Below are 26,342 nucleotides of genomic sequence, written 5' to 3'. Positions count from 1 at the left end.
GCTCCAGGTTCAGGTCTTACGGAAGACGCTCTTCAGCAGCGGACTGAAATCGGACGTGCCTTCGAGTCTCAAATCGGCTGTGTGCACCAAAACGCCATCTTCCACCCTGAACGTGTGCCTGGCTACGCCGTCGGCCGTTAGCCGATCCAAAGTGAGCGTGCCTGCATTCCATGATCCACGGACCGGGCTGGCGGGTGGCCTGCCCATGCTGTCCACGTAATACCACAGCGTGTCACCGTGGTCGCGGTCGACGGTGAACATGCCGTGCCCCTCGAAATGTGCCCCGTCGGCTTCACGGTGCCTGTAGCTCTGGACCACCGCATAGCCACCGGCGGCCTTGGTGAACACCACCTCAGCCTCAGCTGTCCTGGCACTCCCCCACGGCGAAGCGGCTATCTCCGTGATGCCCCTCCAATGACCTATGAAGTCCCGCAGCATCTCCGCAGCATGGCCGCTCGAGGGCTGATCCATCACGTCTCCAAAGTAGTCAGGGCAGCATCATCATTGTGTGATCATGCTGCCCTGTTGACAGTGCCCGAGTCCAGAGGTCCGTGGACGGACTTGGTCTCCGGAGATATCAGAGGCCGAACGTCTCGGTTTCCTCGAATGGACCGACCACCGTGATGGTGCGGGGCGCTGCCGCAAGTTCCTTGGCGAGTGCCTGTACTTCATCCACCGTGACAGCCTGGATCCGGGCGAGGGTCTCGTCAATATCCTGGAACTCACCTGACACGAGCTCGGCCCGGCCCAAGCGGGACATCCGCGAGCCGGTGTCCTCAAGCGCCAGGACAATTCCACCGCTGAGCTGACCCACTGCCTTACGGAGTTCTTCCCCCGTGATGCCATCCTTCGCGAGCTTTTCCAGTTCCGCACCAAGGAGTTCGAGCACCTGGCGGACCTTGGACGGCGTGCACCCGGCATACATGCCGAAGTATCCCGCGTCAGCGTAAGCGGCAGTGAAAGAGTACGTGGAGTACACCAGGCCGCGCTTCTCGCGGATCTCCTGGAACAGCCTGGAGGACATTCCACCGCCCAGAACGGCATTCAGTACGCTCATGACGAAGCGGCGATCGTCCGTGGCAACGATGGTCGGGCAACCCATGATGATGTTGGCCTGCTCCACGGGGCGCTTGACCACGTGAAGGCCCGACGTGCCGGTGATGACGGCCCTGTCGGTTCCGCGGCGATCCACCGGCGCTGCTTCGGGATCGAGCCGCCAACCGGCGGCGGTGAGGGCATCGAGGACGAGTTCGCACACGACATCGTGGTCAAGTCCGCCGGCAGCGGTGATGACCAGCTCCTCCGGACGGTAATAGCGCTGGTAATGCTCCCAGACGGAATCCCGGGCCACGGCTTTGATGGCGGCCGGCGTCCCCCCGATGGGGCGGGCCAAGGGGTGGTTGCCGAGCACGGCTGCCACGAATTTTTCGTGGGCGACGTCCGTGGGGTCGTCGCTGTCCATGGCGATTTCCTCCAGGATGACGTCGCGTTCCTGCTCCAGTTCCGCAGGATCGAGGACCGCTCCGGTAATCATGTCGGCAATGACATCAATGGCCATGGGAAGGTCTGTGTCCAGGACCCGTGCAAAGTAGCAGGTACTTTCCTTGGCCGTCGCCGCGTTGGATTCGCCGCCTACCTCGTCAAAGGCGGACGCGATCTCCAAGGCTGTACGCCTCTTGGTGCCCTTGAACAGCAGGTGCTCAAGGAAGTGTGTGGAACCGTGCTGGCCGTCCGCTTCATCGCGCGAACCTACTGCCACCCAGAACCCTATGGTGGCCGAACGCTGACCGGGCATTGCCTCAGTCAGGACGCGCACGCCGCCGGGAAGGACTGAGCGCCTGACGACAGAACCGCCCTCGGCACCATGGATCAATTCGCCACCAGGAAGTGTCTGCTCCAGCGGCAAGGGTACGACAGTCATTAAGACCTTTCAGGTTTTCGGGTTAAGGCCGGAAGGGCCGGTGGAGCTTTTTCAAGCCCACCGGCCCTAACGGGTGTACTGCTTACAGACTACTCTGCGGACTCTTCAGCAACCTCGGCCGGAGCGTCCTCGGAAGCGGCGCCCTCTTCCTCGGCAACAACCGGGGACAGGGAGAGCTTTCCGCGGTCGTCGATCTTGGTGATCTCGACCTGGACCTTCTGGCCCACGGAGACCACGTCATCAACGTTATCCACGCGCTTGCCATTGGCCAGCTTGCGGAGTTCGGAGATGTGCAGCAGTCCGTCCTTGCCCGGGGTAAGGGAAACGAAGGCACCGAAGGTGGTGGTCTTGACGACCGTACCCAGGTAGCGCTCACCGATTTCCGGCACCTGCGGGTTGGCGATGGCGTTGATGGCGGAGCGTGCTGCATCGGCAGACGGACCGTTGGTGGCACCAATGTAGACCGTGCCGTCATCTTCGATGGAGATGTCCGCGCCAGTGTCTTCCTGGATCTGGTTGATCATCTTGCCCTTGGGGCCGATGACCTCGCCGATCTTGTCCACGGGGATCTTGACGGCGATGACGCGCGGAGCGAACTCGGAGAGCTCATCCGGGGTGTCGATCGCTGCGTTGATGACCTCGAGGATGTGGAGGCGGGCTTCGCGGGCCTGCTTCAGTGCTGCAGCCAGCACGGAAGCCGGGATGCCGTCGAGCTTGGTGTCCAGCTGGATGGCCGTGACGAACTCGGACGTACCGGCAACCTTGAAGTCCATGTCACCGAAAGCGTCTTCGGCACCGAGGATATCGGTCAGCGCTGCGTAGCGGGTCTGACCGTCAACCTGGTCGGAAACCAGGCCCATGGCGATACCGGCAACAGCTGCCTTCAGCGGCACACCCGCGTTGAGCATGGAAAGCGTCGAAGCACAGACCGAGCCCATGGACGTGGAACCGTTGGAGCTGAGGGCCTCGGATACCTGGCGGATGGCGTACGGGAACTCTTCACGCGTCGGCAGAACCGGAACCAGGGCGCGCTCTGCGAGTGCACCGTGGCCGATTTCGCGGCGCTTCGGGGAACCGACGCGGCCGGTCTCACCGGTGGAGTACGGCGGGAAGTTGTAGTTGTGCATGTAGCGCTTGCGCGTTACCGGCGACAACGAGTCGATCTGCTGCTCCATCTTGAGCATGTTCAGCGTGGTGACACCCATGATCTGGGTCTCGCCGCGCTCGAAGATGGCCGAACCGTGGACGCGGGGCAGAACCTCTACCTCGGCGGTCAGCTGGCGGATGTCCGTCAGGCCACGGCCATCGATGCGGATCTGGTCCTTGAGGATGCGCTGGCGCACAACCTGCTTGGTGACCGAGCGGAAAGCTGCGGACAGTTCCTTCTCGCGGCCTTCGAAGGTACCGGCAAGTGCGCCCAGGACTTCGTCCTTGAGCTCGTCGGAGGCGTTGTCGCGCTCCTGCTTGTCAGCGATCTGGAAGACAGCAGCCAGTTTGTCGGCAGCTGCAGCTTCAACAGCGGCGTAAACATCGTCCTGGTAGTCCAGGAACACGGGGAACTCGACAGTGGGCTTGGCAGCGCGTGCAGCAAGGTCCGCCTGTGCTTCACAGAGTGCCTTGATGAACGGCTTTGCAGCCTCGAGGCCCTCGGAGACAACCTCCTCGGTGGGAGCCGTGGCGCCCTGTTCCTTGATGAGGTTCCAGGAGTTGTCCGTGGCTTCGGCTTCAACCATCATGATGGCGACGTCGTCACCCGTGATGCGGCCGGCTACCACCATGTTGAACACGGCGTTCTCAAGCTGGGAGTGCTTGGGGAAAGCAACCCACTGCGAACCCTGTTCGTCGGCGATGAGGGCGACGCGGACGCCACCGATCGGGCCGGAGAACGGCAGGCCGGAGAGCTGCGTGGACATCGAGGATGCGTTGATGGCGACGACGTCGTAGAGCTCATCGGGGTTGATCGCCAGAACGGTGACCACGATCTGGACCTCGTTGCGGAGGCCCTTGACGAAGGCGGGGCGCAGCGGGCGGTCCATGAGGCGGCAAGCCAGGATGGCTTCCGTGGAAGGACGGCCTTCGCGGCGGAAGAACGATCCCGGGATACGGCCGGCAGCGTACATGCGCTCTTCGACGTCAACCGTCAGCGGGAAGAAGTCGAAACCTTCACGCGGCTGCTTGCCTGCGGTGGTTGCGGACAGCAGCGCGGTGTCTTCGTCGATGTAAACCATCGAAGCGCCGGCTGCCTGCTTGGCGAGGCGGCCGGTTTCGAAGCGAATGACGCGCTTGCCGAAACGACCGTTGTCGATAATGGCTTCGGAGAACTGGATTTCGGGACCCTCCATAGAGAGTCACCTCCGTTTCTGTTAGCGGAAGTCCGCCGCATCAACCCAGGCCTCTTCTTTTTTCCTGGCCTGTACTACACCCGGTCATCGATCGAGATCCACGGGCCAATCGTCACCGATTGTTCCCGGGAATCACTACCGAGGACCGCGAATGCGCGATGCGGTTGATTCCTGTTTTTAGTTGTTTTTGAAGAAGGCGGCCCGTTCCGCAAGGGACCGGGCCGCCCCTAAAGGCAGACTAGCGGCGCAGGCCGAGGCGCTCGATGAGCGAACGGTAGCGGGCAATGTCAGTGTTCTTCAGGTAGGTCAGCATGCGCTTGCGACGACCAACCATGGCCAGCAGACCGCGCTGGGTGTGGAAGTCGTGCTTGTGCTCCTTCATGTGCTCAGTCAGATCCTTGATCCGCTGGGTCAGGACCGCAACCTGCACCTCGGGCGAACCGGTGTCGCCTTCAGAGGTTGCGTATTCCTTGATGATGGACTGCTTTACAGCGGCTTCAAGTGCCACGTGAACTCCTAGAGTTGTGCCGTGCCTCCCGGTGCAGCGCCTCGCTGACGGGTTGTCTCAAGTGCGTTGCCGCACACAAAACAGGTCCAGCCGCCACGGACTGCAGCCGGATCCACTCACCAGTTTACCGGCAGGTAAGCAGTGTTGTCGAAACCCGCCTAGCGCTTGGCCAGTAACTCGTGCGCCTGGGCCACGTCGAGGCACATTTGTTCCACCAGCGCTTCGGGTCCGCGGTACGCCACCATGCCACGCAGGCGCTGGGTGAATTCCACGGCAACAGTCTGCCCGTAGAGGTCGAAGTCCTCCACGTTTTCCTCCGGACGGTCGATCACATGTGCCTCCACCTGACGGCTGACGCCATCGAAAGTGGGGTTGGAGCCAACCGAGATTGCGGCCGGCCATCGCGTACCGGACTGGTCGATCAGCCAGCCCGCGTAGATGCCGTCCGCGGGGATATACCCCGTGGAATCGTGGGAAAGGTTCGCAGTGGGGAATCCGAGGTCACGGCCACGGGCAGCACCGTGGACCACTTCGCCGCGCATGCGGTGTGGCCGGCCCAACACTGCGGCAGCAGTGACGACGTCGCCCTCGGCCAAGGCTTCCCTCACCCAGGTGGAGGAGCAGCGGCGGTCGGTGTCGCCGTCGTCGTGGACCGGGAAGCCGCCGGCGCCGAACTCGTTGACCACCTGGACCCCAAATCCGAGCTGTTCGCCCAACTCCTGCATGGTGACAACGTCTCCGACGTTCCCGGCACCGAACCGGAGGTCGTGACCCACAACAAGGTGCGCGGCGTGCAGCCCGTCCAGGAGGATGTCGCGGACAAACTCGATGGGCGTCATCGCAGCGAGATCCAAGGTGTACTTCATGACCAGCACCGCATCAACGCCGGCATCGCCCAGGGCCTCCAGTTTGTCCTGGAGCCCCATGATCAGCTCCGGAGCAGAATCGGGCCTGTGGACCTGGGCGGGGTGGGGATCAAAGGTCACGGCAACAGACGGGAAATTGTGCCGCTTGGCGGTATCGGTCAGTTGAGACAGAACATGCTGGTGTCCACGATGGACACCGTCAAAGTTCCCGATGGTAACGACAGTAGGTCCGAAGTCCTTGGGGACTTCAGTGGGATCGTTCCAGATGTGGACCATCAACCTCGCCTTTTACTGCAGATATTCGTTCCGTCCGGCAACCTCCCGGCGCCGGAACATTCTAAGGTTACCCGCAAGGGCAGGTGGCTCAGGACGGCCGTCGCTTGTTGAGCCAGAGGAGCCCAAGGATTGGCAGGACCAGTGGAACGAATCCGTAACCGCGACCGAACAGCGACCACACAGTGTCGTGTGGGAAGGCGACCGGATCGAAGAGGCTGATTGCTCCCACGACCAATACACCCACGAGCTCCGTCAGCACGGCAGCCAGCGATACCTTGAACCACGTGCGGCCCGGCTTGGCCAACGAGACAGTCGCCACGATATAGACGACGGCGGCGAACGCCGAAAGGATGTGCGCCAACGGAGCTTCGCCGAACTTGGTGGCGATCTGGTAACCCGCACGGGCCGTCGCTGACAACGCGAACACGGCGTACACCGCGATCAGCAGGCGGCCTGGGCCCGTGTTGCGGGTGTCCTTCTGCTGTGGCTGCTGACTCGCAGGGTTTGTCTCGGTTCCAGTCACGTTGTGTTCTTCCTTCAAGGTCAGTACCAGATCTGGTTCATACGGGCAGCCATCACCAGCACGGTAACGCCCACTGCCGCAAGGACGAAGTTGCTCCAGCGGGTTCGTTCAAGGATGGCCCAATAGACGGCCCCCAACGGAATCATCAGGGCAACGATGAGGTAGCCCCAGAACTCCCACGCTTCACCGGCCATCTGCTCGCCCATGGCTACCCGCACGATCGAACCCACCAGATACACCAGGAGCATCAGCTCAACGGCGAGCACAGAGAAAATGGTGGGATCGTTCGGTGCTTTCTTCATCAGGCCGGCCACGATGCACATGATCGTGGACACCAATCCGATGATCAGGATGGCGTAAAAGTATCCGTCCATGACTACTTTTCCTGCCCTGTTTTTTCGTGTCCTGTCTTTTCCTGCCCTGTTCCAGCACCAGTGACCGAACCCGGTCCTGTTCCCGGCGCAAAGACCAGCACAGGTTTGGCGAAACTCCCGGTATCGGCCAGCAGCGCTACCAACTCCCCCGACGGCGCGAACGCTGCTGCGGGCTTCTCGGCAGTGGCGGCATCCGCGGTGCCCGCTCCCGGGCCGGCAGCAATACGCCGGCCAAACGAGATCTCGGTTGTTTCTTCGTCGCTCAATTCCCTGTTGGGCATCAACGAGCGTGCCGCCAGGGACATTTCCAGGACCTCAAGCTCTTCTGCAAGTTCCTCCAGCGTCCGGGCCTGCTCGAGCGTGTACGGACCTACCTGTGTCCTGCGAAGGGCCGTGAGGTGTCCCCCAACCCCCAAAGCGGACCCCAGGTCGCGGGCCAGGGCCCTGATGTACGTGCCCGATGAACATTCCACGGTGACGTCGACGTCCACTACCCTGCCGCCGTCGATCCTCCTGGTGGAGTGGATATCGAAGCGGTGGATGGTGACCGGACGGGCCGCGAGCTTGACTTCCTCACCTGAGCGGACGCGGGCATAGGAACGTTCGCCGTTGACTTTGATGGCACTGACGCTGCTGGGCACCTGCTGGATGGAACCGGTCAAGGCGGCAACGCCGGCAGCTATGGCAGGGTCGGTGACGTCCGCAGCGCTGCGGGCCTCGGTGACTTCGCCCTCAGCGTCGTCGGTAATGGTGGTTTCGCCGAGCCTGATGGTGGCGGTGTACGTCTTGGACGTTCCCACGATGTAGGTCAGCAGGCGGGTCGCTTTATTGATGCCGAGCACCAGCACGCCGGTTGCCATGGGATCAAGCGTCCCTGCGTGCCCCACTTTCCGGGTACCAGCCAGCCGCCGCATCCGGCCAACCACATCATGGCTGGTCCATCCCTGCGGTTTGTCAACGATTACCAGTCCAGAAAGCACGCTTACCAGTATATGGGTGGCTAGGATGGCTCCCATGCCTGAGCTTGCCCCGCACGTGCGCGACGTCCCCGTGAACCAGATCCGCGAAATCACTGAAGCCGCCTGGGCCACCCCAGGAGCGATCGTCCTCAGCATCGGCGAACCGGGCTTTGCACTGCCCCGCCATGTCCTCGACGCGGGCATTGCCTGCCTGGACCGGGATGAGACCAACTACACACCGAACGCCGGGATTCCCGCACTCCGCGAAGCCTTCGCAGCACGCTTCCGCGAACAGCAGCGAGTGCAGATCGGCGCGGAACGGGTCTACGTGGTGGACGGTGCGCAGCAAGGCCTGCACTTCGCCATGAGCCTTCTGCTCTCCCCCGGCGATGAGATCCTCATCCCCAACCCCGGCTATCCCACCTTTGCCATGACGAGCCGTCTCCTGCACGCAGTCCCGGTGCAGTATCCCCTGTACCCCCACAACGACTTCCAGCCGCACATTGAGGATATCGAGGCCCTCATCACGCCACGGACCAAGGTCTTGATACTGAACTCGCCCTCCAACCCGCTGGGCGCGGTCATCAGTGAAGAAGCCACGCGCCAACTGATGGAGCTGGCAGTCCGGCACGACCTCTGGATCATCTCGGACGAGTGCTATGAAGCCTTCACTTTCGATGTCCCCCACGTCAGTCCCGCCCGGTTCGACAGTGAAGTCCCCGGCGAAGCCCGGGTTTTCACGTCCCTAACGTTGTCCAAGACCTACGGACTCACAGGCCTTCGGATCGGGGCGCTGATGTGCCCGCCAGGGTTGGAACAGAAGATGAACAACGTGATGGAGTCCATCGTGTCCTGCGTAGCGTCGCCTTCGCAGTATGCTGCCCTGGCGGCGCTGACGGGCCCACAGGACTACGTTTCCCAGGCACGCGATCACTACCGAAGTAACCGGGACGCAGCGTCCGCCCTGCTGGCGGAGAAGGGAATCCCGTTCCTGGGCGCACAGGGTGCGTTCTATTTGTGGGCCGACGTGTCCCATGTCAGCAACGGAGACGTCCGCACTTGGGTGCGTAAGTTCCTGGCGGAATCGGGCGTGTCCTTCGCGCCCGGCACGGCGTTCGGGTCGATTGGCGAGGGTTGGATCAGGATCGCCCTCTGCGGTGGGCAGCAAGACCTGCTCGACGGCGTCGGCCGGCTCCCAGCCAAGCTCTAGTTTTCGCGAGTTTTCAGTACGCCGTCCGGTGGACATGATGACGCCAGGCCTCGAAGGGTTCCTCTGAGGCGGCCAACGCGGCGTGCTCCACTGGCAGTAGTTCCGGCCTGGTGCCTGCGAAGTATTCATAGAACACGGCGTCGTCGAAGCCGGCTTTTGCCGCACCGTGCCGGTCTGCCGCGAAGTAGACGCGCCCGATCCTCGCCCAGAGCGTGGCTGACAAGCAGAGCGGGCACGGCTCGCAGCTCGCGTAGAGAACGGAACCCGTCAGGTCGAAGCTCTTGGTGGCAGCCGCGGCGCGACGAATCGCCACCACTTCCGCATGTGCCGTGGGATCGTGGTCCCGCGTTACACGGTTCACTCCCTCATGGACAGTTCCGTCCGGGGTGACCACAACGGCACCGAACGGGCCGCCGCCGTCGGAAACGTTCTGCACGGCCAGTTTGATGGCCTGGTTCAGGTATTCATCACGTTGCTGAGGACTGTGCGCCGACATGCACTGATCCTAACGAGTTTGAGTACAGCTAATGCCCCTAAAACGCAGTCTTAGGGGCATTAGCTGTACAAAAACGCTGAACTTCTAGCGGTTGGCGTCTTCGTCGAGTTCGTTGTCGCCGGAGAGGTCAGTGTCCTCTTCGTCGAAGTCGTCCTCGTCGATGTCCTCCGGGGAATCGCCCTTGTAGGGGTCTGCTTCGCCTGCGTGCTTGGCGCTGGCAGCCAAAGCAGCTACTTCGGCGTCACGACGCTTGGCTTCACGCAGCAGCTCCTCCAGGTTGGAGGCGTTGACCGGGATCTGGTCAGCGACGAATTCGAGCGTCGGAGTGAGACGGACCGTGATGTTGCGGCCAACTTCCTGCCGCAACACACCCTTCGCCTTCTCCAATGCCCTGGCAGCATCTGCGTGGGCTACTTCGTCACCAAACACGGTGTAGTAGATGGTGGCGTGCTGAAGGTCGTTGGTGACGCGGGCGTCGGTGACCGTGATGGACTCTACGCGCGGATCTTTGACGCGACGTCCGAGGGCTTCCGCGACGACGACCTTAATCCGCTGTGCCAATTTGGCAGCGCGTGCGGGATCAGCCATGACTTCCTCCTGGAAAGTAGAAACGGGGACGGAACGGGCCCGCCGGGGTTACCCGACGGACCCGTTCCAAACGGAACCTAGACGCGCGGCTTTTCGCGCATTTCGAAGGTCTCGATGATGTCGCCTTCATTGATGTCGTTGAAGGAGCCAAGACCGATACCACACTCGAAGTCTGTACGGACTTCGGTGGCGTCATCCTTGAAGCGCTTGAGCGTCTCAACGGTGAGGTTGTCACCGATGACCTTGCCGTCGCGGCTGACACGTGCCTTGCTGTTACGGCGGATGATGCCCGAGCGGACGATCGAGCCTGCGATGTTGCCGAACTTGGAGGAACGGAAGACTTCGCGGACCTCGGCAGTGCCGAGCTGGACTTCTTCGTATTCCGGCTTGAGCATGCCCTTGAGAGCCATCTCAATGTCATCGATTGCTGCGTAGATGACCGAGTAGAAGCGCATGTCAACGCCTTCACGGTCAGCCAGTTCAGCAACGCGCTCGGCCGGCTTGACGTTGAAGCCGATGATGATGGCGTTGTCCACCGTAGCGAGGTTGACGTCGTTCTGCGTGATGGCACCCACACCGCGGTGGATGACACGGAGCTGAACGTCGTCGTCTCCGACGTCGATCTTGAGCAAGGCGTCTTCGAGGGCTTCAACGGCACCGGACACGTCACCCTTGAGGATGAGGTTGAGGGTATCGATCTTGCCTTCGGCGACGGCCTGGTCGAAGTCTTCCAGGCTGATGCGCTTGCGGCGCTTGGCAAGTGCGGCGTTGCGGTCGGCAGCTTCACGCTTCTCAGCGATCTGGCGCGCCGTACGCTCGTCCGGGGTCACCAGGAAGGTGTCACCTGCACGCGGCACGTTGGACAGGCCGAGGACCTGGACCGGGCGGGACGGCAGTGCGACATCAAGTGCCTCGCCGTTCTCGTCAAACATGGCGCGAACGCGGCCGTGAGCCGTACCGGCCACGATCGTGTCGCCCACGGCCAGGGTACCGGACTGAACCAGGACGGTAGCAACAGCACCGCGGCCCTTGTCGAGGTTCGCTTCGATGGCAATGCCTCGAGCGTCCTTGTCCGGGTTGGCACGCAAGTCCAGGGCAGCGTCGGCCGTCAGCAGGACGGCGTCGATCAGTTCGTCGATATTGAGGTTCTGGCGGGCAGAGACCTCAACGAACATGGTGTCGCCACCGTACTCTTCGGGAACCAGGCCGTACTCGGTCAGCTGGCCCTTGACCTTGTCAGGGTTGGCGCCTTCCTTGTCGATCTTGTTCACCGCGACGACGATCGGCACGTTTGCTGCCTGTGCGTGGTTGAGTGCTTCCACCGTCTGCGGCATGACGCCGTCGTCGGCTGCGACAACCAGGATCGCGATATCGGTGACCTTGGCACCACGTGCACGCATGGCCGTGAAGGCCTCGTGACCGGGGGTGTCAATGAAGGTGATGTCGCGGGCAGTGCCCTCGTGGACGTGGCTGATCTGGTAAGCACCGATGTGCTGGGTGATGCCACCGTGCTCGCCGGCCACAACGTTGGAGTTGCGGATGGCGTCCAACAGGCGGGTCTTACCGTGGTCAACGTGACCCATGACCGTGACAACCGGTGCGCGGGCCTCAAGGACGTCGTCGCCTTCGGCGTCGAGTTCGTCCTGGATGTTGATGTCGAACTGGTCGAGCAGCTCGCGCTCTTCGTCTTCCGGCGAAACAACCTGGAGCTTGTAGCCAAGTTCGGCGCCAAGCAGGCCAAAGGTGTCCTCGTCGAGGGACTGCGTAGCCGTAGCCATCTCACCAAGGTGGAACAGCACGGTTACCAGCGATGCGGGGTTCGCGTCGATCTTCTCGGCGAAGTCCGTGATGGACGAGCCACGACGCAAGCGGATGATGGTCTCGCCATCACCGCGGGGTACCGATACGCCGCCCAGCGACGGAGCACTCATCTGCTCCAGTTCCTGGCGCTTTGCACGCTTCGACTTGCGCTGCTTGCCACGACCGGCGCCGCCCTTGCCGAAGGCACCCTGGGTGCCACCGCGACCGCGGCCACCCTTGCCAAAGCCACCGCCGGCGGGAGCTCCGCCACCGGTACCTGCACCTGGTGCGCCACCGGGACGACCCGGTCCGCCACCCGGACGGCCTGCGCCACCGGGACGGCCTGCGCCACCCGGAGCCGGACGCTCAGTGCGGTTGGGCATCATGCCCGGAGTAGGACGGTTTCCGCCACCGGGACCGCCGGCAGGACGCGGAGCGCCCGGACGGGGTGCGCCTGGACGCGGAGCGCCCGGACGGGGACCACCGGTACCGGCTGCGGGACGGGGTCCGCCTGCGCCGGCCGCGGGACGTGGACCACCGGGGCGTTCGCCGTCGTTGCGGCGTTCGCCTCGGGGCATGCCCTGGGACGGTGCGAACGGGTTGTTGCCCGGACGCGGCGGACGGTCTCCGTCGCCTCCACGGCCACGGGGCATGCCCTGGGACGTAGCGAACGGGTTATTGCCCGGACGGGGACCGCCCGGACGCGGAGCCTGGCCACCTTGACGTGCCGGAGCCGGGGTCTCTGCCTTGGGAGCAGGACGGGCGCCAGGCTTCGCGGAAACCGGGGTGGACGCGGCGGGAGCAGCCGGCGCCGCAGGTGCGGCAGGTGCTGCCGGTGCCTGTGCTGCGGGAGCCGGAGCTGCCGGAGCGGGTGCTGCAGGTGCCGGGGCCGGAGCCTTCGGTGCTGCAGGTCCGGGAGCCGGAGCTGCCGGACGGGATGCTGCGGGGCGGGTTGCCGCGGGAGCGGCAGCCTTGGCAGCGCCTGCGCCCGGGTAGGCGTCGCGAAGCTTCTTCACGACGGGGGCCTCAATGGTGGAAGAGGCGGAGCGAACGAATTCGCCCAATTCCTGCAGTTTTGTTACTGCATCTTTGGAAGTAATACCGAGCTCTTTGGCGAGCTCATGTACGCGGACCTTGGCCACATTTCTCCTGTCTCGGTCCGCACCGAGCCAGGCACGAACCGTCTACTTCTTACTGCGGGCCCCTGCCGCTAGCGCGACTGAAAGGCCCATTGCAGAGCGCAACAAAGTTGTCATCGTTACGCACTCATCGCTGGGAACTCATCGGGTTTCCATCAGTTTTCTGACCCGCTTTCAGGTTTGGACGGTTTTCCTGCGGTGGCCTGGGCCTCCACAAGTGGCGTGCCTGGCATCAGGTAGCGTTCAACGGCGCCCGTATCGGTAACGCCCGCAAGGGCCCTTCCAAATGCGCGCCGCTTGATTGCCAATGCCAAGCACTTTTCGCTGGGGTGCAGCCACGCACCCCTGCCGGCCATCCGGCGTCGTTCATCCACCAGGACAGCGGAGGAACCGCTGCCTTGGGCGACCAGCCGGACAAGCTCGGACCGGGAGCCTTGCTTCCGGCATCCGATGCACGTGCGAACAGGCCCGTGGCCATGTTCAAGCAGTTCAGCCACGACGTGTCCAACCTGCCTTACGTTACTGGCGCCCGACGGGCCCCGGTCCTGCAGATGCAGCTGAGGCACGCCAAAGCGCGCGGATACCGGACGTAAGCCCGGTTCCATCTAGTCTAGCCCCCCGGCCCCGCACTCCCGAAACCAGGTACGCCGCCAGCGTGGCGCGAAACCGGCGGCATACACCGCCGGCTGAACGGCTAATCGACCTTGGCCGGAGCGGCGTCGGAGACGATATCAATGCGCCAACCGGTCAGCTTGGCCGCGAGCCGGGCGTTCTGGCCTTCCTTGCCGATCGCCAGAGAAAGCTGGTAATCGGGCACCACGACGCGGGCCGAGCGGGTTGCTTCGTCAGTGATAGTGACGGAATTCACCCGCGACGGCGACAACGAGTTGGCAATGAAGGTTGCGGGGTCGTCACTGAAGTCGACGATGTCGATCTTTTCGTCGTTGAGTTCAGTCATGACTGCACGCACCCGCGAACCCATTTCACCGATGCAGGCGCCCTTGGCGTTGACGCCGGGAGTGTTCGCCTTGACTGCGATCTTGGTGCGGTGGCCGGCTTCACGGGCGAGTGCAACAATCTCCACGGAGTGGTCCGCGATCTCCGGAACTTCCATTTCGAACAGCTTGCGGACCAGACCGGGGTGCGAACGGGACAGCGTGATGGACGGCCCTTTGGCTCCACGGTGGACATCCACAACAAAGGCGCGAAGACGGCTTCCGTGGAGATACTTCTCGCCGGGAACCTGCTCGGGCGGCGGCAGCAACGCTTCAACGGATCCCAGGTTGACCTGGATCATGTGGGGGTTGTTGCCCTGCTGGATCATGCCGGCAACAAGCTCGCCCTCACGGCCCTTGAACTCGCCCAGCACATTGTCGTCCTCAACGTCGCGAAGGCGCTGGAGGATGATCTGGCGTGCGGTGCTGGCGGCGATACGGCCGAAACCGGCAGGGGTGTCCTCGAACTCGCCGATGGGCTCGCCGTCGTCGTCGATTTCCGTTGCCCAGATAGTCACGTGACCGCTCTTGCGGTCCAGCTCCGCGCGGGCCTTCTCGAAGGCACCGGGCGTCTTGTGGTACGCCACCAGCAGGGCTTGCTCGATGGTGGGAATCAGGAGATCCAGCGGGATTTCACGCTCACGCTCCAGGAGTCTCAGTGCGCTCATGTCAATATCCATTAGGCCTCCTCAGAAGGTCCGTTGTGCTCGTCTTCCAGCGCAGCCTCGGGGAGGTGGCTGAATTCAATCTCGACTTTTCCTTGGCGGATCCTGTCGAAAGGAATAGTAATGGGGTCGCCTTGCTTGGGCTTCATGCCCTTCTTGACCTCGTGTTCGGGGATCAACGTCACTGCGTCTTCCTCCACGGAGGCGATCCGGCCCAGGAGGTTGTCCCCCTGGATGACGTTGACCCTGACCATACGGCCCCGGGCGCGGTGCCAGTGACGCGGTTCGGTCAGGGGGCGGCTTACTCCCGGGGAAGAGACCTCGAGGTCATATGGACGCCCATCGTCGTGCGGATCGTTGTCCAGAATATCGGACAGCCCACGCGAGACGTCCGCAATGGCGTCGAGGCTGACGCCGCCGGTTTCCTCCTGCGGCAGATCCACGACGACGTGGACCGTGCGGTGTGAACCGGCTACGTGGATGGAAACATCCTCGAGGTAGAGCCTGCTGGCAAGGACAGCCGGTTCGAGCAGCGCCTTAAGCCTGCTCTCTTCCGGGTTGTGGATGGTGGCCGTTGAGTTCGATTCAGAACGGTCTGTTGAAGTCGTGGCTTCCGAGTCACTCACGTTGCCCGCCGCCTCCCGATAGATGTTGTTGTGACTACTAGCCTAACGATTTTCCCGGGAACATGGTGCACGGAGTTCGCCGCGCACGTGACACCATGGTCTGTTGTGAACGGGCAGACAAGCGAAAAACGACGAACACCACCCTGGGGCCGGGTTTTGCTCGTTGCCGTGGTGGCACTGCTCGTGGCGGGCACCGGGATAGTGCTTATTCCGCGTGATTCCGGGACTCCCCCGCCTGTCCCCTTCTCCGAGTCCGCCCGCCTTTCGGCACTGGAGGACGCCTTGCTGCTCCATGAATCAGCCTCCGGGCTCGCGGAGGCGGCCGGTCCTGGTGCCGGAGAGCCCGCGCTCGGGGCCGCTGTGACTTTGCTGACAACGCATGCGCGTGCCCTCTTGGATCCGGCCGGCTCGACGTCCACAGCCACCACCAAGGCACCATCGCCGGACACCACCCGCGCATCCTTCGTTGCAGCTTTGTCCGGGAGCGGACTGAGGCGGCTGGAGGACGCACGCGAGGCCGACGGCGGGATCTCCCGCCTGTTGGCGGCTGTCGGATCCGCCCAACTGCTGCAAGCTGAAAAGCTGGCCATTGCATGGCAACTGCCAGCGCCGAAGCGGCCGTCCGTACCGGACACCGAAGTGCCTGCGGCAACGCCATCGGCGGCAGCTTGCCCCTCTGTGAGTCCGACCCCCGCAGCGGCCTCCGCAACCACGGACGCAGCCCTGGCAGCCATGGTCCGCTCCCAGCAGGAAGCCATCTACGCATACCAGGTGGCACTCAAACGGCTGGACAGTCCGGCCGCGGCTACCGCGGCCAAGGACCTGCAAACGCATGAGCTGGCGCTCCAGCACTCAGAGGCGCTGACCCGCGCCAATTGCGGCGACGTGCCTGCCAGCGAAGCCGGTTACCGGCTGCCGGCGCAGTTCGCGAAAGACCCCGCCGCTTCCTTGGCCGCACTCGAGTTGTCCTCCTTGCCGGTATTCGGGGACCTTATTGCCTTGTCCACAGGTGAAGCCCGGACGTGGGCCGTGGACGGGCTCCTGGCCGCCGCGCGCAGGAGCATGGCCTGGGGCGCAGACTTGCCAGCGCTACCAGGACTAGAGGTCGACGCCGGCGGGTTGCCTCCCCTGCCGACGCCCGGCGCATCGTCCCCTTCCGCTGGCGGATAGGCCAGCCTAGCCATGCTGGCCCTGACAGCCTGCCAGTGATTGGCTTGATGCATGGCTTCCACGGACACTGCCACCACGCATGAGAACGAACCCCACCGGGATGATCTGGCCCACCGGTTGAACTGGTTGCGGGCCGGAGTCCTGGGCGCCAATGACGGCATTGTGTCCGTCGCTGCCATCGTGGTGGGCGTGGCGGGTGCCACCACCAGCACGGGCAGCATCCTGGCCGCAGGCACCGCCGGCCTGGTGGGTGGCGCGATCTCCATGGCTTTGGGTGAGTATGTGTCCGTCAGCAGCCAGAGCGACACCCAAAAAGCCCTGATCGAAAAGGAAAGGCGCGAGCTTGCGGAGCAACCTGAGGATGAGCTTAACGAGCTGGCCGCGATCTACGAATCCAAAGGGCTCAGCGCCAAAACGGCCCGGACCGTTGCACAGGAGTTGACCGAGCACGACGCCCTGGCCGCCCATCTTTCGGCAGAGCTGAATATCCATGAAGATGACATTGTCAGCCCGTGGAACGCAGCTTTGGCTTCCGCCGTGGCCTTCACCTTGGGAGCGATACTGCCGATGCTGGCCATCCTGCTGCCTCCCACGGAACTGCGGGTGCCCCTGACATTCGTTGCAGTCCTGCTCGCACTGGCGATAACCGGGGCTGTAGGTGCGTGGATAGGCGGCGCTTCCCGCATCCGTGCGGCCGCCCGGGTGGTGCTCGGCGGGGCCTTGGCACTGGCCGCGACGTTCTGGATCGGAACCCTGTTGGGAGCCAGCGGCGTTTTCTAAGGGGCACGCGTTGACGCGGAGTTAGGCTGTTGGCGTGACCCTTCACGCGATGATTCCCATTCCGGGCGACCTCCACGCCCGGTACAACCGCGACTCCGCCGGGCGTGACTGGCTGGCCAGCCTCCCGGGCCTTATCTCAGACTCCCTTGACCGCTGGGAACTCTCAGTTGATCTGGTTCCCGGAACAGAGCCGTGGAACGGCCATGGCGCCCTGGTGGTGCCCGTCCTGCAGGACGGCATGCCGGCTGCCCTGAAAATCGCCTTCCCCCACGACGAAGCGCTGGTGGAGCGCCACGCCCTCGCGCTCTGGGAGGGCCACGGAGCGGTCCGTCTTTTGGCAGCGGATGCCCCCAGCTGCTCAATGCTCCTCGAACGGCTGGATGCTTCACGCTGGCTCCACAGCGCCCCGATGGACGAGGCCCGGGACGCCTGGGGTGCCATTATGCGCCAGCTCTCCATCACGCCCGATGAGCGGCTCGAGTGGAGGGCATTCGAGCATATTGCAGCCACAGCCGAACGGTGGAGTGACGAAATCCCCGCGGAATGGGAGCGGTTGGAGCACCCCTTCCCCCGGTGGTTGCTGGAGGCCGCACTGGAAGTGTGCCAAACGCGCGGAGCTGTGGGCCGCCGGTCCGGCACCGATGTGCTGGTGCACACGGACCTGCATTTCATGAACATCCTCGCCACCACGGCTGAAAGCCGCCCCCGCCGTGGCGGCTACCTGGCTATCGATCCGCAACCACAGATAGGCGAGGCAGAGTTCGCTTTGGCACCGGTCCTCTGGAACCGTATCCATGAGCTTTCCCGAACAGACCCGGAAGCCGCCTTGCGTGAGCGCTGCAACGATTTCAGCCTCGCCGCTGGACTTGATCCTGAGGCCGCCCGGCAATGGAGCATCGCCCGGGAGGTGGAGAACGCCTTGTGGTACGCCGCGAAGCCCGGGCACGGCGGAGACCTTGCCCGCTCACTGTGGGTGGCCAGCACCCTCGCCGGAAAAACCTTGGACAACCTGCCGCATGCGCACCAACTCCCTGCGCCCGGGGATGCGGTTCAATAGGCCATGGCCCTTACAGTCGCGCTGATTGGCTCAGGCGCCATCGGCTCACGGATCGCACAACTGCTCGACGCCGGAACTGCACCTGGCGTCCAGCTCGCCGGAGTGGTGCCCCACGGAGACGCCCGCACGGGCTTCAGCTTCGACGATGCTGTCGGCGTGGCGGACGTGGTGGTTGAGTGCGCCGGGGTGGCGGCCGTTGCAGAATTCGGCCCCCGGACTGTCAATGCCGGACGGGACCTGCTTGTCACCTCGATCGGCGCCTTATGTGACAGCTCCTTGCGGGACACACTGCTCGACGGCGGTCCAGGCCGGACATTCCTGACCACCGGCGCGTTGGGCGGATTGGACGCAATCACTGCGGCCTGCGCGGGCGGAAGCATTCACCGCATCACCGTCGAATCACGGAAACTGCCTGCCACCCTGCTTCAGCCCTGGATGGACGGCGAAACGAAGGCGGCGCTGCTTGCGGCCACCCAGCCCGTGGAGCTCTTGCGGGGTGGCCCGGCGGAGCTGATCAGGGCCTTCCCAAAGTCCACCAACGTGGTGTCCGCGCTCGCCCTGGCCGCGGGCAACTGGGAGGTGGTGGAAGCTGTGCTCATCGCCGACCCTGCGGCCAAGCACACAACCCACCATGTGGTGGCGGAGACCAGCCTGGGTACGTTTGATATCCGCGTGACGAACGAGGCGTCCCCCGGGAACCCGGCATCAAGCGCTTTGGTGCCCCACGCCGTCGTGCGTGGCTTGAAGACGCTGGCCAATGCCAGTGGCAGCTTTATCTGACGCCTGCCGCCGCAGCCCTACGCTGCGAAGTTCTCGTTCCACACATCCATGCCGAGCTTGATGATCAGGGCGGCCACCACGATCAGGAAAACGATCCGCACAAAACTGCTTCCCCTGGCGACGGCAGTCCTGGCACCGAGGTAGCCACCAGCCATGTTGGCCAGTCCGAGAACCAAGCCCACGCCCCAGAGCAGGGAGCCGTGCGGGAGGAAGAAGATCAACGCCCCCGCGTTCGTGGCCATGTTGACGATCTTGGCCTTGGCACTGGCTTCGAGGAAGGCATAGCCCATCGCCGACACGAGGGCGATCACCAGAAAGGAGCCGGTCCCGGGGCCGATCAGGCCGTCATAGAAACCGATGACCCCGCCGATCAGGCAGGCCACCACATAGTGCCTGTGACCATCATGGCGGAGTGCCGTCAGTTCACCGGCGCGGGGGCGCAGGGCAGTAAAAGTGGCCACGGCGATCAACGCCACCACGATGATCGGCTTGAACACACTGGCGGGAAGCGAAGCAGCCAGGATGGCCCCTCCGAAGCTCCCCGCCAACGCGATGACGGCCATGGGAATGGCCGTTTTGAGATCTGGCCCAACACGCCGGTAATACGTGACGGCGCTGGTGGTGGTGCCGAAAATAGACCCCATTTTGTTGGTGGCCAAGGCCTGCACCGGGGTGATTCCAGGAACCAACAGCAGCACAGGGAGCTGGATCAAGCCACCGCCCCCAACCACGGCGTCAACCCAGCCAGCAGCGAATCCAGCCACCACAATCAGGATGAGAGTGGTGAGCTGGATCGACTCAAAGCCGGATATCACCGGTTTCGTACGGCGTTGACCACGTAATCCACGGCCTTGTCCACCGCGATGTTCTCAGCTTCGCCGCTGCGACGGTCCTTGATTTCCACGACGCCGTCCACCAGTCCGCGGCCAACGGCAAGGATGGTGGGAACGCCGACCAGCTCGGCATCGCCGAACTTGACGCCGGGGGAAACCTTGGGGCGGTCATCCAAGATGACGTCCAGGCCGGCAGCTTCCAACTCAGCCGAGAGCTTCTCAGCCGCTTCGAAGATTTCGTCGCCACGGCCCACAGCCACCACATGGACGTCCGCCGGAGCCACGGAGCGCGGCCAGACGATGCCACGGTCATCGTGGTTGGCTTCAGCCAGGGCGGCCACGGCACGCGTAACGCCAACGCCGTAGGAGCCCATGGTGACAACTACCTGCTTGCCGTTCTGGTCCAGGACCTTCAGGTCGAGGGCTTCGGCGTACTTACGTCCGAGCTGGAAAATGTGGCCCATTTCGATGCCACGCGCAGTTTCCAGGGGGCCCGAGCCGTCCGGAGCGGGGTCGCCCGCACGCACTTCGGTACTCTCGATGACGCCATCCCATGCAAAGTCGCGCCCTGCCACCAACCCGAAGACGTGCTTGCCCTCGGCGTTGGCGCCGGTGACCCAGCTGGTGCCGGCAACAATCCGGGGGTCGACAAGGAAGAGCACCTTGGAGGAGCCCTCAAGCCCCAGCACGGGTTGGTCCAGGGACAGGCCGGGGCCAATGTAGCCCTTGACCAGCCACGGCAGCTTCTTGAGGTCTTCCTCGTTTGCAGCTTCGAGGCCGATTTCGCCGGCAATCGGCAGGTGGGAGCCGATGTTGGCTTCCACGCGCTTAAGGTCCACGGCGCGATCGCCCGGCACTCCGATGACCACGATCTGGCGCTCACCGGTGGGCAGCGTGACGGCGAGGACAACGTTCTTGAGCGTGTCAGCGGCGGCCCAGGCACCGCCGTCGGACTCGCTGCGGGGCGCCAGCTGGTTGGCGGCGTCCACAAGAGTGTCGATGGTGGGGGTGTTCGGGGTGTCCAGGACCTGGGCGGCCGGGGCGTTGCTGTAGTCGATCTCGTCGGGAACCACGGTGGTCACGGCTTCGACGTTGGCGTAGTAGCCTCCGGCCGAGCGAACGAAGGTGTCCTCGCCGATTTCGGTGGGGAACAGGAATTCCTCGCTCTTGGAACCGCCCATGGCACCGGCAGTCGCAGCGACAGGGATGACCTCCAGGCCCAGGCGCTCAAAGATCTTCAGGTACGCGGCACGGTGGGCGGCGTAGCTGGCGTCCAGGCCGGCGTCGTCAACGTCGAAGGAGTAGGAGTCCTTCATGATGAACTCGCGGCCGCGGAGGAGGCCAGCCCGGGGACGGGCTTCATCGCGGTACTTGTTCTGGATCTGGTACAGGCTCAAGGGCAGGTCCTTGTACGAGGAGTACAGGTCCTTGACCAGGAGCGTGAACATTTCCTCGTGGGTGGGGGCAAGCAGGTAGTCCGCACCCTTGCGGTCCTGAAGGCGGAACAGGCCTTCGCCGTATTCCGTCCAGCGATTGGTGGCCTCGTATGGTTCGCGGGGAAGCAGCGCAGGGAAGTGGACTTCCTGGGCCCCGATGGCAGACATTTCCTGGCGGATGATGTCCTCCACCTTACGCAGGACGCTCAGTCCCAGCGGCAGCCACGTGTAGATGCCTGGTGCGGCGCGGCGGATGTAGCCGGCACGGACCAGGAGCTTGTGGCTGGCGACCTCAGCGTCGACGGGATCTTCACGCAGAGTGCGCAGGAACAACTGGGAAAGGCGAAGGACCACGGGTACGTATCCGTTTCTATGGCAGATGTGGCAAAAACAACTGCCTACTAATCTACCGGCTGACTGCCGTTCGCCTTGAACGGGTATTGGAGCGGCGGTGAGGCTGTGCTCGCAGAAGAGCCACGCCGTCGCGTTCGGAAGCCCCTGGCCGCAAGCGGCTGGTCATCCTGCGATGGCGTGGCTCAGCGGCCGGCCGGCCGCAGACTCTGTCCGGGGACTAGTTCCCCGTTCCCTCCAGCGGAACGGGTTTGCCTGCGGCTGGGAAGAATTGCTCATTGCCGAACTCACGGATGATGTGGGCGCCCATGGCGCCCTTCAAGGTCATTGTCACGATTCCCCCTCAACCATCCGCACCCCAACGACACGGCTTGGGTAGAACCTATGTGATCGCAGACACATTTTCAAGGATCTTGCGCCCCTGCGTTGCTGCACCCTTGACCACCATTGGCGACAGTCCTACTTTTAATTCATCAGTCGGTGAATTATTTGAACCTTCGGAGGCCCGCATGCCACCCCTTCCAGCGGCCATCGAAGCGACTGGACTTCGTGTCTCCCGTTCACGGACCGAGATCCTGCGGGGCCTCGACTTCACCGTGGACTCCGGCCGCATTACCGGCTTGCTGGGCCCTTCCGGAAGCGGCAAGACAACGCTCATGCGCGCAATAGTCGGTGTCCAACGGCTAACGCAGGGACACCTCACCATCCTCGGCCGTCCGGCGGGCAGCGCGACACTCAGGCACGACGTCGGATACGTCACCCAAGGTGCCAGCGTCTACGCGGACCTCACCGTCGAAGCGAACGTCCGCTACTTCGGCGCCATGCATGGAGCGGCGGCGGCAGACGCCGCTGAGGCGATCGCCGCCGTCGGGCTTGAACCATTTGCACGTCAGAAGGCGGCGGACCTGTCCGGTGGACAGTTCAGCCGCGTGTCCTTGGCCTGCGCGCTGGTGGCCCATCCAAAGCTCCTGGTCCTGGACGAGCCCACTGTTGGGCTTGATCCGGTGCTCCGCGCCGAATTGTGGGAGCGTTTCGCCGCCATGGCCGCCGCTGGAACAACGCTGCTCGTATCCAGCCACGTCATGGAGGAAGCCTCCCACTGCTCGTCGCTCCTCCTGCTGCGCGACGGACAGTTGCTCGCACAGCTGTCTCCCGGCGAGCTGGCTGAGCGTGGCCGCAGCAGCGATCTGGAGCGGGCTTTCCTGACCATCATCAGAGCCGCTGATGATGGTCAGGAAGAACGTCAGGTGGCCTCATGAACCTCCGCATGACCCTCGCCACGACCACCCGCGTCCTGGGTCAGCTCCGGCACGACCACCGCAGCGTCGCATTGATACTGGTGGTCCCCGCACTGCTGCTGGCAGCCGTCTATTTCCTCTTCGAGAACGAGTCACTTCCACCGGGATTTCCGCGCACGTTCGATCGCGTGGGCCTGATGATGCTGGCCATCTTCCCGTTCGTGGTGATGTTCCTGGTCACGTCCGTCACCATGCTGCGGGAACGGACATCGGGGACTTTGGAACGCCTCCTGACAACTCCCATCCACAAAGCCGATCTTCTGTTCGGCTATGCGCTGGCTTTCTCCATCATGGCCGCACTGCAATCCTTGGTGGCGACGGCTGTCGCCTACTGGGTTTTCGATCTCGACATCAAGGGAAGCCCAGGATTCGTGGTGATGGTTGCCGTCATCAACGCCGTCCTGGGTGTAGCACTGGGCCTGTTGTGCTCAGCCTTTGCCCGCACCGAGTTCCAGGCCGTGCAGTTCATGCCCGTGGTGGTGGTGCCCCAGATCCTGTTGTGCGGCCTGTTCGTGGCCCGGGAGGACATGAACCAGGTCCTTGAATCCATCTCGGGAGCCCTCCCGCTGACATTTTCGGTAGATGCGTTGAAGGAAATCGCCGGGAATGCAGAAGCCACGGCAATGATGTGGCAGGACACCTTGGTGATGGGCGGGATCGTGCTCGGGGTCCTGGTCCTGGCATCCCTCACCCTCCGACGGCAAACCCGGTGAGCCTGCCACAGGTCCGCCGTGGCCGTCGAAGTGCCGGCGACCATTCGCGGGAAGCCATCCTCGCATCCGCACGGAAACTGTTCGCCGAGCATGGGTTCGAGGGGACAAGCCTTCGCCAGGTCGCCCGTGAAGCCTCGGTGGACCCGGCCATGGTGCACCACTTCTTCAGGGGCAAGGATGAACTCTTCGCAGCCAGTGTGGAGTTGCCCGCGGATCCGGCCGAGGTTCTGGCCGGCGTCGAAAACACGGACCCCGGGGCCAGGGCTGAAGTGATTGTCCATGCGGTCCTGCGCCTCTGGGAGGGCCCCGCCCAGAATGGCCTGGTGGCATTCGTCCGGGGAACCCTCGGGTCCAGGGCCAAGACGGCCTTGCTCCGGGAAATGGTGAACCGGACCATCCTGTCCAGGGTCATGGCCGGAGTTCCGGGCCCTGCCGGGCAGGTGCGGCTTCGGGGCAACCTGGTCGCGTCACAGGTGATGGGTTTGATGCTGACCCGGTACGTCATCCGGCTTGAGCCTTTGGCATCCGCTACCCAGGACGACGTGGTCCGTTTGGTGGCCCCGAACATCCAGCGCTACCTCACAGGGGACCTGGACTCCCCCACGTAGCTCGCAGTTGGGCTAGAAAAGGACCGTTGCGAACGTGCCAACTTGTTCGAAGCCCACTCTTTCGTAGGTGGCCCGGGCTTTGGCGTTGTAGTCGTTCACGTACAGGCTCGTCACCGGGGCGAAGGTCTTGGAAAGATTCACGACGGCGGCCATGTAACCAGCGCTCTGGCCGCGTCCACGGAGTTCCGGATTCATCCACACGCCCTGCACCTGGGTCACGTCCTGCGTGACGGCACCCAACTCGGCCTTGAAGACCACAGTTCCTGCTGCATCGATATGGACCAGGGAATGCCCTTGCCGAATGAGGCCGGCAACACGCCGGCTGTAGAACTCCTGGCCGCCGAGGAAGGGCGAGTATCCGACTTCTTCCTCGAACATCGCAGCGCAAGCGGGCAGGATGCGGTCGAAGTCCTGCATGGTGCCAAAAGACAGTGCCGGGTTGGCGTCTGTGGCCGGTCCGCCGGAGATGGTGAGGAGGGGTTGGTGCGACCGGACTTCGTGGGCCGCATGGCCCAACTGCTCAAACCGGGAGTAGAGCGCCAGCACAGTGTCGGCCGGTCCAAAAATGGACGCGTAACGGCGTCCGGTTTGATGGGCAGCCGTGGCGACATATCCGGCAAGTCCTGGATCGAGCTGCACGGGAACCAGATTGGCTCCGGCCCAGCACGCGCCAAGGAGGGTATCGCCGTCGAACACGCCGAAAATACTGGCGCCGCCACTGGTGGGCGCTGCCGTACCTGTACTGTCCAAATGGGCCAGGATGAAGACGTTGGCTACTACGTCTTCCCTTGCCAGCGCGCGAAGAGCCAGGGTGTCGGCACTGCCGAGCACCCTGACTCCCAAGCCGTTCTCGTTACGAGACGCTAACCACGGGGCTACCCTTGACAGCATCTTCGCCATCGGCCTCCCCCATCTCTTCGGCGATGCGCATGGCCTCTTCGATCAGTGTCTCAACAATTTCGCTCTCAGGCACAGTCTTGATGACTTCGCCCTTCACGAAAATCTGGCCCTTGCCGTTTCCGGAGGCCACACCGAGGTCCGCTTCGCGGGCCTCACCGGGTCCGTTGACGACGCAACCCATGACGGCAACGCGCAGCGGAATCTCCATGCCTTCGAGCCCGGCGGTGACCTGCTCGGCCAGCGTGTAGACATCCACTTGGGCGCGGCCGCACGACGGGCAGGAGACGATCTCGAGCTTGCGGGGGCGAAGGTTCAGGGATTGCAGGATCTGGTTGCCCACCTTGATTTCCTCTACCGGCGGGGCCGAAAGGGAAACGCGGATGGTGTCGCCAATGCCACGGGACAAGAGCGCACCGAACGCCGTGGCCGACTTGATGGTCCCCTGGAATGCCGGACCGGCCTCGGTCACACCGAGGTGGAGGGGCCAGTCGCCCTTCTCGGCGAGCATCTCGTAAGCGGCCACCATGATGACGGGGTCGTTGTGCTTGACGGAGATCTTGAAGTCGTGGAAGCCGTGCTCTTCGAACAGCGAGGCTTCCCAAACTGCGGACTCAACCAGCGCTTCAGGCGTCGCCTTGCCGTACTTTTTCATGATGCCGGGTTCCAGGGAACCAGCGTTGACGCCGATGCGGATGGACGTGCCGTGGTCCCGGGCCGCTGCTGCGATCTCCTTGACCTGGTCGTCAAACTTGCGGATATTGCCCGGGTTGACGCGGACCGCGGCACATCCCGCCTCAATCGCAGCGAAGACGTACTTCGGCTGGAAATGGATGTCCGCGATAACGGGGATCTGGGACTTGCGGGCAATGATGGGCAACGCTTCGGCATCATCCGCGGAGGGGCAGGCAACACGCACAATGTCGCAGCCGGACGCCGTCAGTTCAGCGATCTGCTGAAGCGTGGCGTTGATGTCCGTAGTGGGCGTGGTGGTCATGGACTGAACGCTGATGGGCGAATCAGAACCAACACCAACGGAGCCAACCTTGATCTGCCGCGTCTTACGGCGCGGGGCAAGGACGGGTGGTGGGGCTGCTGGCATTCCCAGGCTGACCGAGGTCACGTGGACTC

27 protein-coding genes are annotated in these 26,342 nt (G+C 63.6%); 9 read left to right on the top strand and 18 right to left on the bottom strand.

What is annotated here, in order from left to right:
* Positions 1 to 9: 9 nt before the first annotated feature.
* The 8 genes from N7568_RS17465 to truB all read right to left on the bottom strand — a co-directional run bounded on the left by N7568_RS17465 (position 10) and on the right by truB (position 7,790).
* Complete coding sequence (locus tag N7568_RS17465; RefSeq protein WP_261611046.1) at positions 10 to 471, bottom strand: DUF1579 domain-containing protein; 462 nt, start codon at positions 469 to 471, stop codon at positions 10 to 12.
* Between the two features lie 106 nt (positions 472 to 577).
* Positions 578 to 1,921 carry a M16 family metallopeptidase gene (locus N7568_RS17460; protein WP_261611045.1) on the bottom strand — a complete coding sequence of 448 codons (1,344 nt, stop codon included), beginning with the start codon at positions 1,919 to 1,921 and terminating at the stop codon, positions 578 to 580.
* An 89-nt stretch (positions 1,922 to 2,010) separates the two neighbouring features.
* Positions 2,011 to 4,263: a polyribonucleotide nucleotidyltransferase gene (locus N7568_RS17455; protein WP_261611044.1), complete on the bottom strand. Its 2,253-nt coding sequence runs from the start codon at positions 4,261 to 4,263 to the stop codon at positions 2,011 to 2,013.
* Positions 4,264 to 4,501: 238 nt separating this feature from the next.
* Positions 4,502 to 4,771 (bottom strand): 30S ribosomal protein S15, encoded by a 270-nt coding sequence (gene rpsO, locus N7568_RS17450; RefSeq protein WP_261611043.1) that lies wholly within the window; start codon positions 4,769 to 4,771, stop codon positions 4,502 to 4,504.
* Positions 4,772 to 4,929: 158 nt separating this feature from the next.
* On the bottom strand, positions 4,930 to 5,913 hold the full coding sequence (locus N7568_RS17445; RefSeq protein ID WP_261611042.1) for a bifunctional riboflavin kinase/FAD synthetase: 984 nt from the start codon (positions 5,911 to 5,913) through the stop codon (positions 4,930 to 4,932).
* Between the two features lie 88 nt (positions 5,914 to 6,001).
* Entirely contained in the window at positions 6,002 to 6,436 is a 435-nt protein-coding gene (locus N7568_RS17440; RefSeq protein ID WP_261611041.1) for a hypothetical protein, read from the bottom strand.
* A gap of 20 nt (positions 6,437 to 6,456) precedes the next feature.
* Positions 6,457 to 6,810, bottom strand: coding sequence for a hypothetical protein (locus tag N7568_RS17435; RefSeq protein WP_261611040.1), 354 nt, complete (start codon positions 6,808 to 6,810; stop codon positions 6,457 to 6,459).
* A 2-nt stretch (positions 6,811 to 6,812) separates the two neighbouring features.
* Positions 6,813 to 7,790 (bottom strand): tRNA pseudouridine(55) synthase TruB, encoded by a 978-nt coding sequence (truB, locus tag N7568_RS17430; RefSeq protein ID WP_261611039.1) that lies wholly within the window; start codon positions 7,788 to 7,790, stop codon positions 6,813 to 6,815.
* A gap of 34 nt (positions 7,791 to 7,824) precedes the next feature.
* Here truB and N7568_RS17425 point away from each other — a divergent pair, with 34 nt between their 5' ends.
* Positions 7,825 to 8,979 (top strand): pyridoxal phosphate-dependent aminotransferase, encoded by a 1,155-nt coding sequence (locus N7568_RS17425; RefSeq protein WP_261611038.1) that lies wholly within the window; start codon positions 7,825 to 7,827, stop codon positions 8,977 to 8,979.
* A gap of 13 nt (positions 8,980 to 8,992) precedes the next feature.
* Here the strand turns inward: N7568_RS17425 and N7568_RS17420 are convergent, their stop codons facing one another.
* The 4 genes from N7568_RS17420 to N7568_RS25970 all read right to left on the bottom strand — a co-directional run bounded on the left by N7568_RS17420 (position 8,993) and on the right by N7568_RS25970 (position 13,412).
* Positions 8,993 to 9,475 (bottom strand): nucleoside deaminase, encoded by a 483-nt coding sequence (locus N7568_RS17420; protein WP_261611037.1) that lies wholly within the window; start codon positions 9,473 to 9,475, stop codon positions 8,993 to 8,995.
* Between the two features lie 84 nt (positions 9,476 to 9,559).
* Positions 9,560 to 10,063, bottom strand: a complete 504-nt coding sequence (gene rbfA / locus N7568_RS17415; protein WP_261611036.1) for a 30S ribosome-binding factor RbfA — start codon at positions 10,061 to 10,063, stop codon at positions 9,560 to 9,562.
* A 77-nt stretch (positions 10,064 to 10,140) separates the two neighbouring features.
* Positions 10,141 to 13,005 (bottom strand): translation initiation factor IF-2, encoded by a 2,865-nt coding sequence (gene infB, locus N7568_RS17410; protein WP_261611035.1) that lies wholly within the window; start codon positions 13,003 to 13,005, stop codon positions 10,141 to 10,143.
* A gap of 152 nt (positions 13,006 to 13,157) precedes the next feature.
* A complete protein-coding gene (locus N7568_RS25970; protein WP_261611120.1) occupies positions 13,158 to 13,412 on the bottom strand; it encodes a YlxR family protein in 255 nt (84 codons plus the stop codon).
* Here N7568_RS25970 and N7568_RS25965 point away from each other — a divergent pair.
* Positions 13,332 to 13,595, top strand: coding sequence for a hypothetical protein (locus N7568_RS25965; protein WP_261611126.1), 264 nt, complete (start codon positions 13,332 to 13,334; stop codon positions 13,593 to 13,595). The two genes, N7568_RS25970 and N7568_RS25965, sit on opposite strands and share 81 nt — an antisense overlap.
* A gap of 101 nt (positions 13,596 to 13,696) precedes the next feature.
* On the opposite strand, the gene nusA is transcribed toward N7568_RS25965, so the two are convergent.
* Together nusA and rimP are read right to left on the bottom strand one after the other, a co-directional pair.
* The gene (gene nusA / locus N7568_RS17395) at positions 13,697 to 14,677 is read right to left on the bottom strand and encodes a transcription termination factor NusA (protein WP_261611034.1); all 981 of its coding nucleotides are present in this window, start codon (positions 14,675 to 14,677) and stop codon (positions 13,697 to 13,699) included.
* Positions 14,677 to 15,288 carry a ribosome maturation factor RimP gene (rimP, locus tag N7568_RS17390; RefSeq protein ID WP_261611033.1) on the bottom strand — a complete coding sequence of 204 codons (612 nt, stop codon included), beginning with the start codon at positions 15,286 to 15,288 and terminating at the stop codon, positions 14,677 to 14,679. Before rimP ends, nusA begins: the two co-directional genes overlap by 1 nt.
* A gap of 30 nt (positions 15,289 to 15,318) precedes the next feature.
* On the opposite strand from rimP, the gene N7568_RS17385 reads away from it, so the two are divergent.
* From N7568_RS17385 to N7568_RS17370, 4 genes are read left to right on the top strand one after another with little or no spacing between them, the layout of a single operon-like run.
* Positions 15,319 to 16,458, top strand: a complete 1,140-nt coding sequence (locus tag N7568_RS17385) for a ferritin-like domain-containing protein (protein ID WP_261611032.1) — start codon at positions 15,319 to 15,321, stop codon at positions 16,456 to 16,458.
* 51 nt (positions 16,459 to 16,509) lie between these two features.
* On the top strand, positions 16,510 to 17,238 hold the full coding sequence (locus tag N7568_RS17380; RefSeq protein ID WP_261611031.1) for a VIT1/CCC1 transporter family protein: 729 nt from the start codon (positions 16,510 to 16,512) through the stop codon (positions 17,236 to 17,238).
* Positions 17,239 to 17,272: 34 nt separating this feature from the next.
* Complete coding sequence (locus N7568_RS17375) at positions 17,273 to 18,295, top strand: aminoglycoside phosphotransferase family protein (RefSeq protein WP_261611030.1); 1,023 nt, start codon at positions 17,273 to 17,275, stop codon at positions 18,293 to 18,295.
* A gap of 3 nt (positions 18,296 to 18,298) precedes the next feature.
* Positions 18,299 to 19,075 carry an aspartate dehydrogenase domain-containing protein gene (locus N7568_RS17370; protein WP_261611029.1) on the top strand — a complete coding sequence of 259 codons (777 nt, stop codon included), beginning with the start codon at positions 18,299 to 18,301 and terminating at the stop codon, positions 19,073 to 19,075.
* A gap of 17 nt (positions 19,076 to 19,092) precedes the next feature.
* Here the strand turns inward: N7568_RS17370 and N7568_RS17365 are convergent, their stop codons facing one another.
* Positions 19,093 to 19,890: a sulfite exporter TauE/SafE family protein gene (locus N7568_RS17365; protein WP_261611028.1), complete on the bottom strand. Its 798-nt coding sequence runs from the start codon at positions 19,888 to 19,890 to the stop codon at positions 19,093 to 19,095.
* Positions 19,887 to 21,698: a proline--tRNA ligase gene (locus tag N7568_RS17360; RefSeq protein ID WP_261611027.1), complete on the bottom strand. Its 1,812-nt coding sequence runs from the start codon at positions 21,696 to 21,698 to the stop codon at positions 19,887 to 19,889. Before N7568_RS17360 ends, N7568_RS17365 begins: the two co-directional genes overlap by 4 nt.
* Before the next feature lie 506 nt (positions 21,699 to 22,204).
* Between N7568_RS17360 and N7568_RS17355 the strand changes: the two genes are divergently transcribed.
* From N7568_RS17355 to N7568_RS17345, 3 genes are read left to right on the top strand one after another with little or no spacing between them, the layout of a single operon-like run.
* Positions 22,205 to 22,954, top strand: a complete 750-nt coding sequence (locus N7568_RS17355; RefSeq protein ID WP_261611026.1) for an ABC transporter ATP-binding protein — start codon at positions 22,205 to 22,207, stop codon at positions 22,952 to 22,954.
* A gap of 8 nt (positions 22,955 to 22,962) precedes the next feature.
* Positions 22,963 to 23,706, top strand: a complete 744-nt coding sequence (locus tag N7568_RS17350; RefSeq protein WP_261611119.1) for an ABC transporter permease — start codon at positions 22,963 to 22,965, stop codon at positions 23,704 to 23,706.
* Positions 23,703 to 24,314, top strand: a complete 612-nt coding sequence (locus N7568_RS17345; protein ID WP_261611025.1) for a TetR/AcrR family transcriptional regulator — start codon at positions 23,703 to 23,705, stop codon at positions 24,312 to 24,314. The genes N7568_RS17350 and N7568_RS17345 overlap by 4 nt, the downstream gene beginning before the upstream one ends.
* A 12-nt stretch (positions 24,315 to 24,326) precedes the next feature.
* On the opposite strand, the gene N7568_RS17340 is transcribed toward N7568_RS17345, so the two are convergent.
* Both N7568_RS17340 and ispG read right to left on the bottom strand, forming a co-directional pair.
* Complete coding sequence (locus tag N7568_RS17340) at positions 24,327 to 25,205, bottom strand: GNAT family N-acetyltransferase (protein ID WP_261611118.1); 879 nt, start codon at positions 25,203 to 25,205, stop codon at positions 24,327 to 24,329.
* The gene (gene ispG / locus N7568_RS17335) at positions 25,168 to 26,334 is read right to left on the bottom strand and encodes a flavodoxin-dependent (E)-4-hydroxy-3-methylbut-2-enyl-diphosphate synthase (RefSeq protein ID WP_011774258.1); all 1,167 of its coding nucleotides are present in this window, start codon (positions 26,332 to 26,334) and stop codon (positions 25,168 to 25,170) included. The genes N7568_RS17340 and ispG overlap by 38 nt, the downstream gene beginning before the upstream one ends.
* Positions 26,335 to 26,342 lie beyond the last annotated feature (8 nt).

This window comes from Paenarthrobacter aurescens, from assembly GCF_025421775.1.
Lineage (GTDB): Bacteria > Actinomycetota > Actinomycetes > Actinomycetales > Micrococcaceae > Arthrobacter > Arthrobacter aurescens_B.
Note: the sequence above shows the minus strand (reverse complement) of the source record. Positions and strands in the feature narration are given on the sequence as shown.

What these genes read in the sequence shown, in the direction of transcription:
- N7568_RS17460 (WP_261611045.1), bottom strand. Translation starts at nt 1,921, where the DNA reads ATGACTGTCGTACCCTTGCCGCTGGAGCAGACACTTCCTGGTGGCGAA.
- N7568_RS17425 (WP_261611038.1), top strand. Translation starts at nt 7,825, where the DNA reads ATGCCTGAGCTTGCCCCGCACGTGCGCGACGTCCCCGTGAACCAGATC.
- N7568_RS17455 (WP_261611044.1), bottom strand. Translation starts at nt 4,263, where the DNA reads ATGGAGGGTCCCGAAATCCAGTTCTCCGAAGCCATTATCGACAACGGT.
- rbfA (WP_261611036.1), bottom strand. Translation starts at nt 10,063, where the DNA reads ATGGCTGATCCCGCACGCGCTGCCAAATTGGCACAGCGGATTAAGGTC.
- nusA (WP_261611034.1), bottom strand. Translation starts at nt 14,677, where the DNA reads ATGGATATTGACATGAGCGCACTGAGACTCCTGGAGCGTGAGCGTGAA.
- N7568_RS17340 (WP_261611118.1), bottom strand. Translation starts at nt 25,205, where the DNA reads ATGCTGTCAAGGGTAGCCCCGTGGTTAGCGTCTCGTAACGAGAACGGC.
- N7568_RS17435 (WP_261611040.1), bottom strand. Translation starts at nt 6,810, where the DNA reads ATGGACGGATACTTTTACGCCATCCTGATCATCGGATTGGTGTCCACG.
- N7568_RS17380 (WP_261611031.1), top strand. Translation starts at nt 16,510, where the DNA reads ATGGCTTCCACGGACACTGCCACCACGCATGAGAACGAACCCCACCGG.
- N7568_RS17445 (WP_261611042.1), bottom strand. Translation starts at nt 5,913, where the DNA reads ATGGTCCACATCTGGAACGATCCCACTGAAGTCCCCAAGGACTTCGGA.
- N7568_RS17465 (WP_261611046.1), bottom strand. Translation starts at nt 471, where the DNA reads ATGGATCAGCCCTCGAGCGGCCATGCTGCGGAGATGCTGCGGGACTTC.
- N7568_RS17420 (WP_261611037.1), bottom strand. Translation starts at nt 9,475, where the DNA reads ATGTCGGCGCACAGTCCTCAGCAACGTGATGAATACCTGAACCAGGCC.
- N7568_RS17350 (WP_261611119.1), top strand. Translation starts at nt 22,963, where the DNA reads ATGACCCTCGCCACGACCACCCGCGTCCTGGGTCAGCTCCGGCACGAC.
- N7568_RS17370 (WP_261611029.1), top strand. Translation starts at nt 18,299, where the DNA reads ATGGCCCTTACAGTCGCGCTGATTGGCTCAGGCGCCATCGGCTCACGG.
- N7568_RS17355 (WP_261611026.1), top strand. Translation starts at nt 22,205, where the DNA reads ATGCCACCCCTTCCAGCGGCCATCGAAGCGACTGGACTTCGTGTCTCC.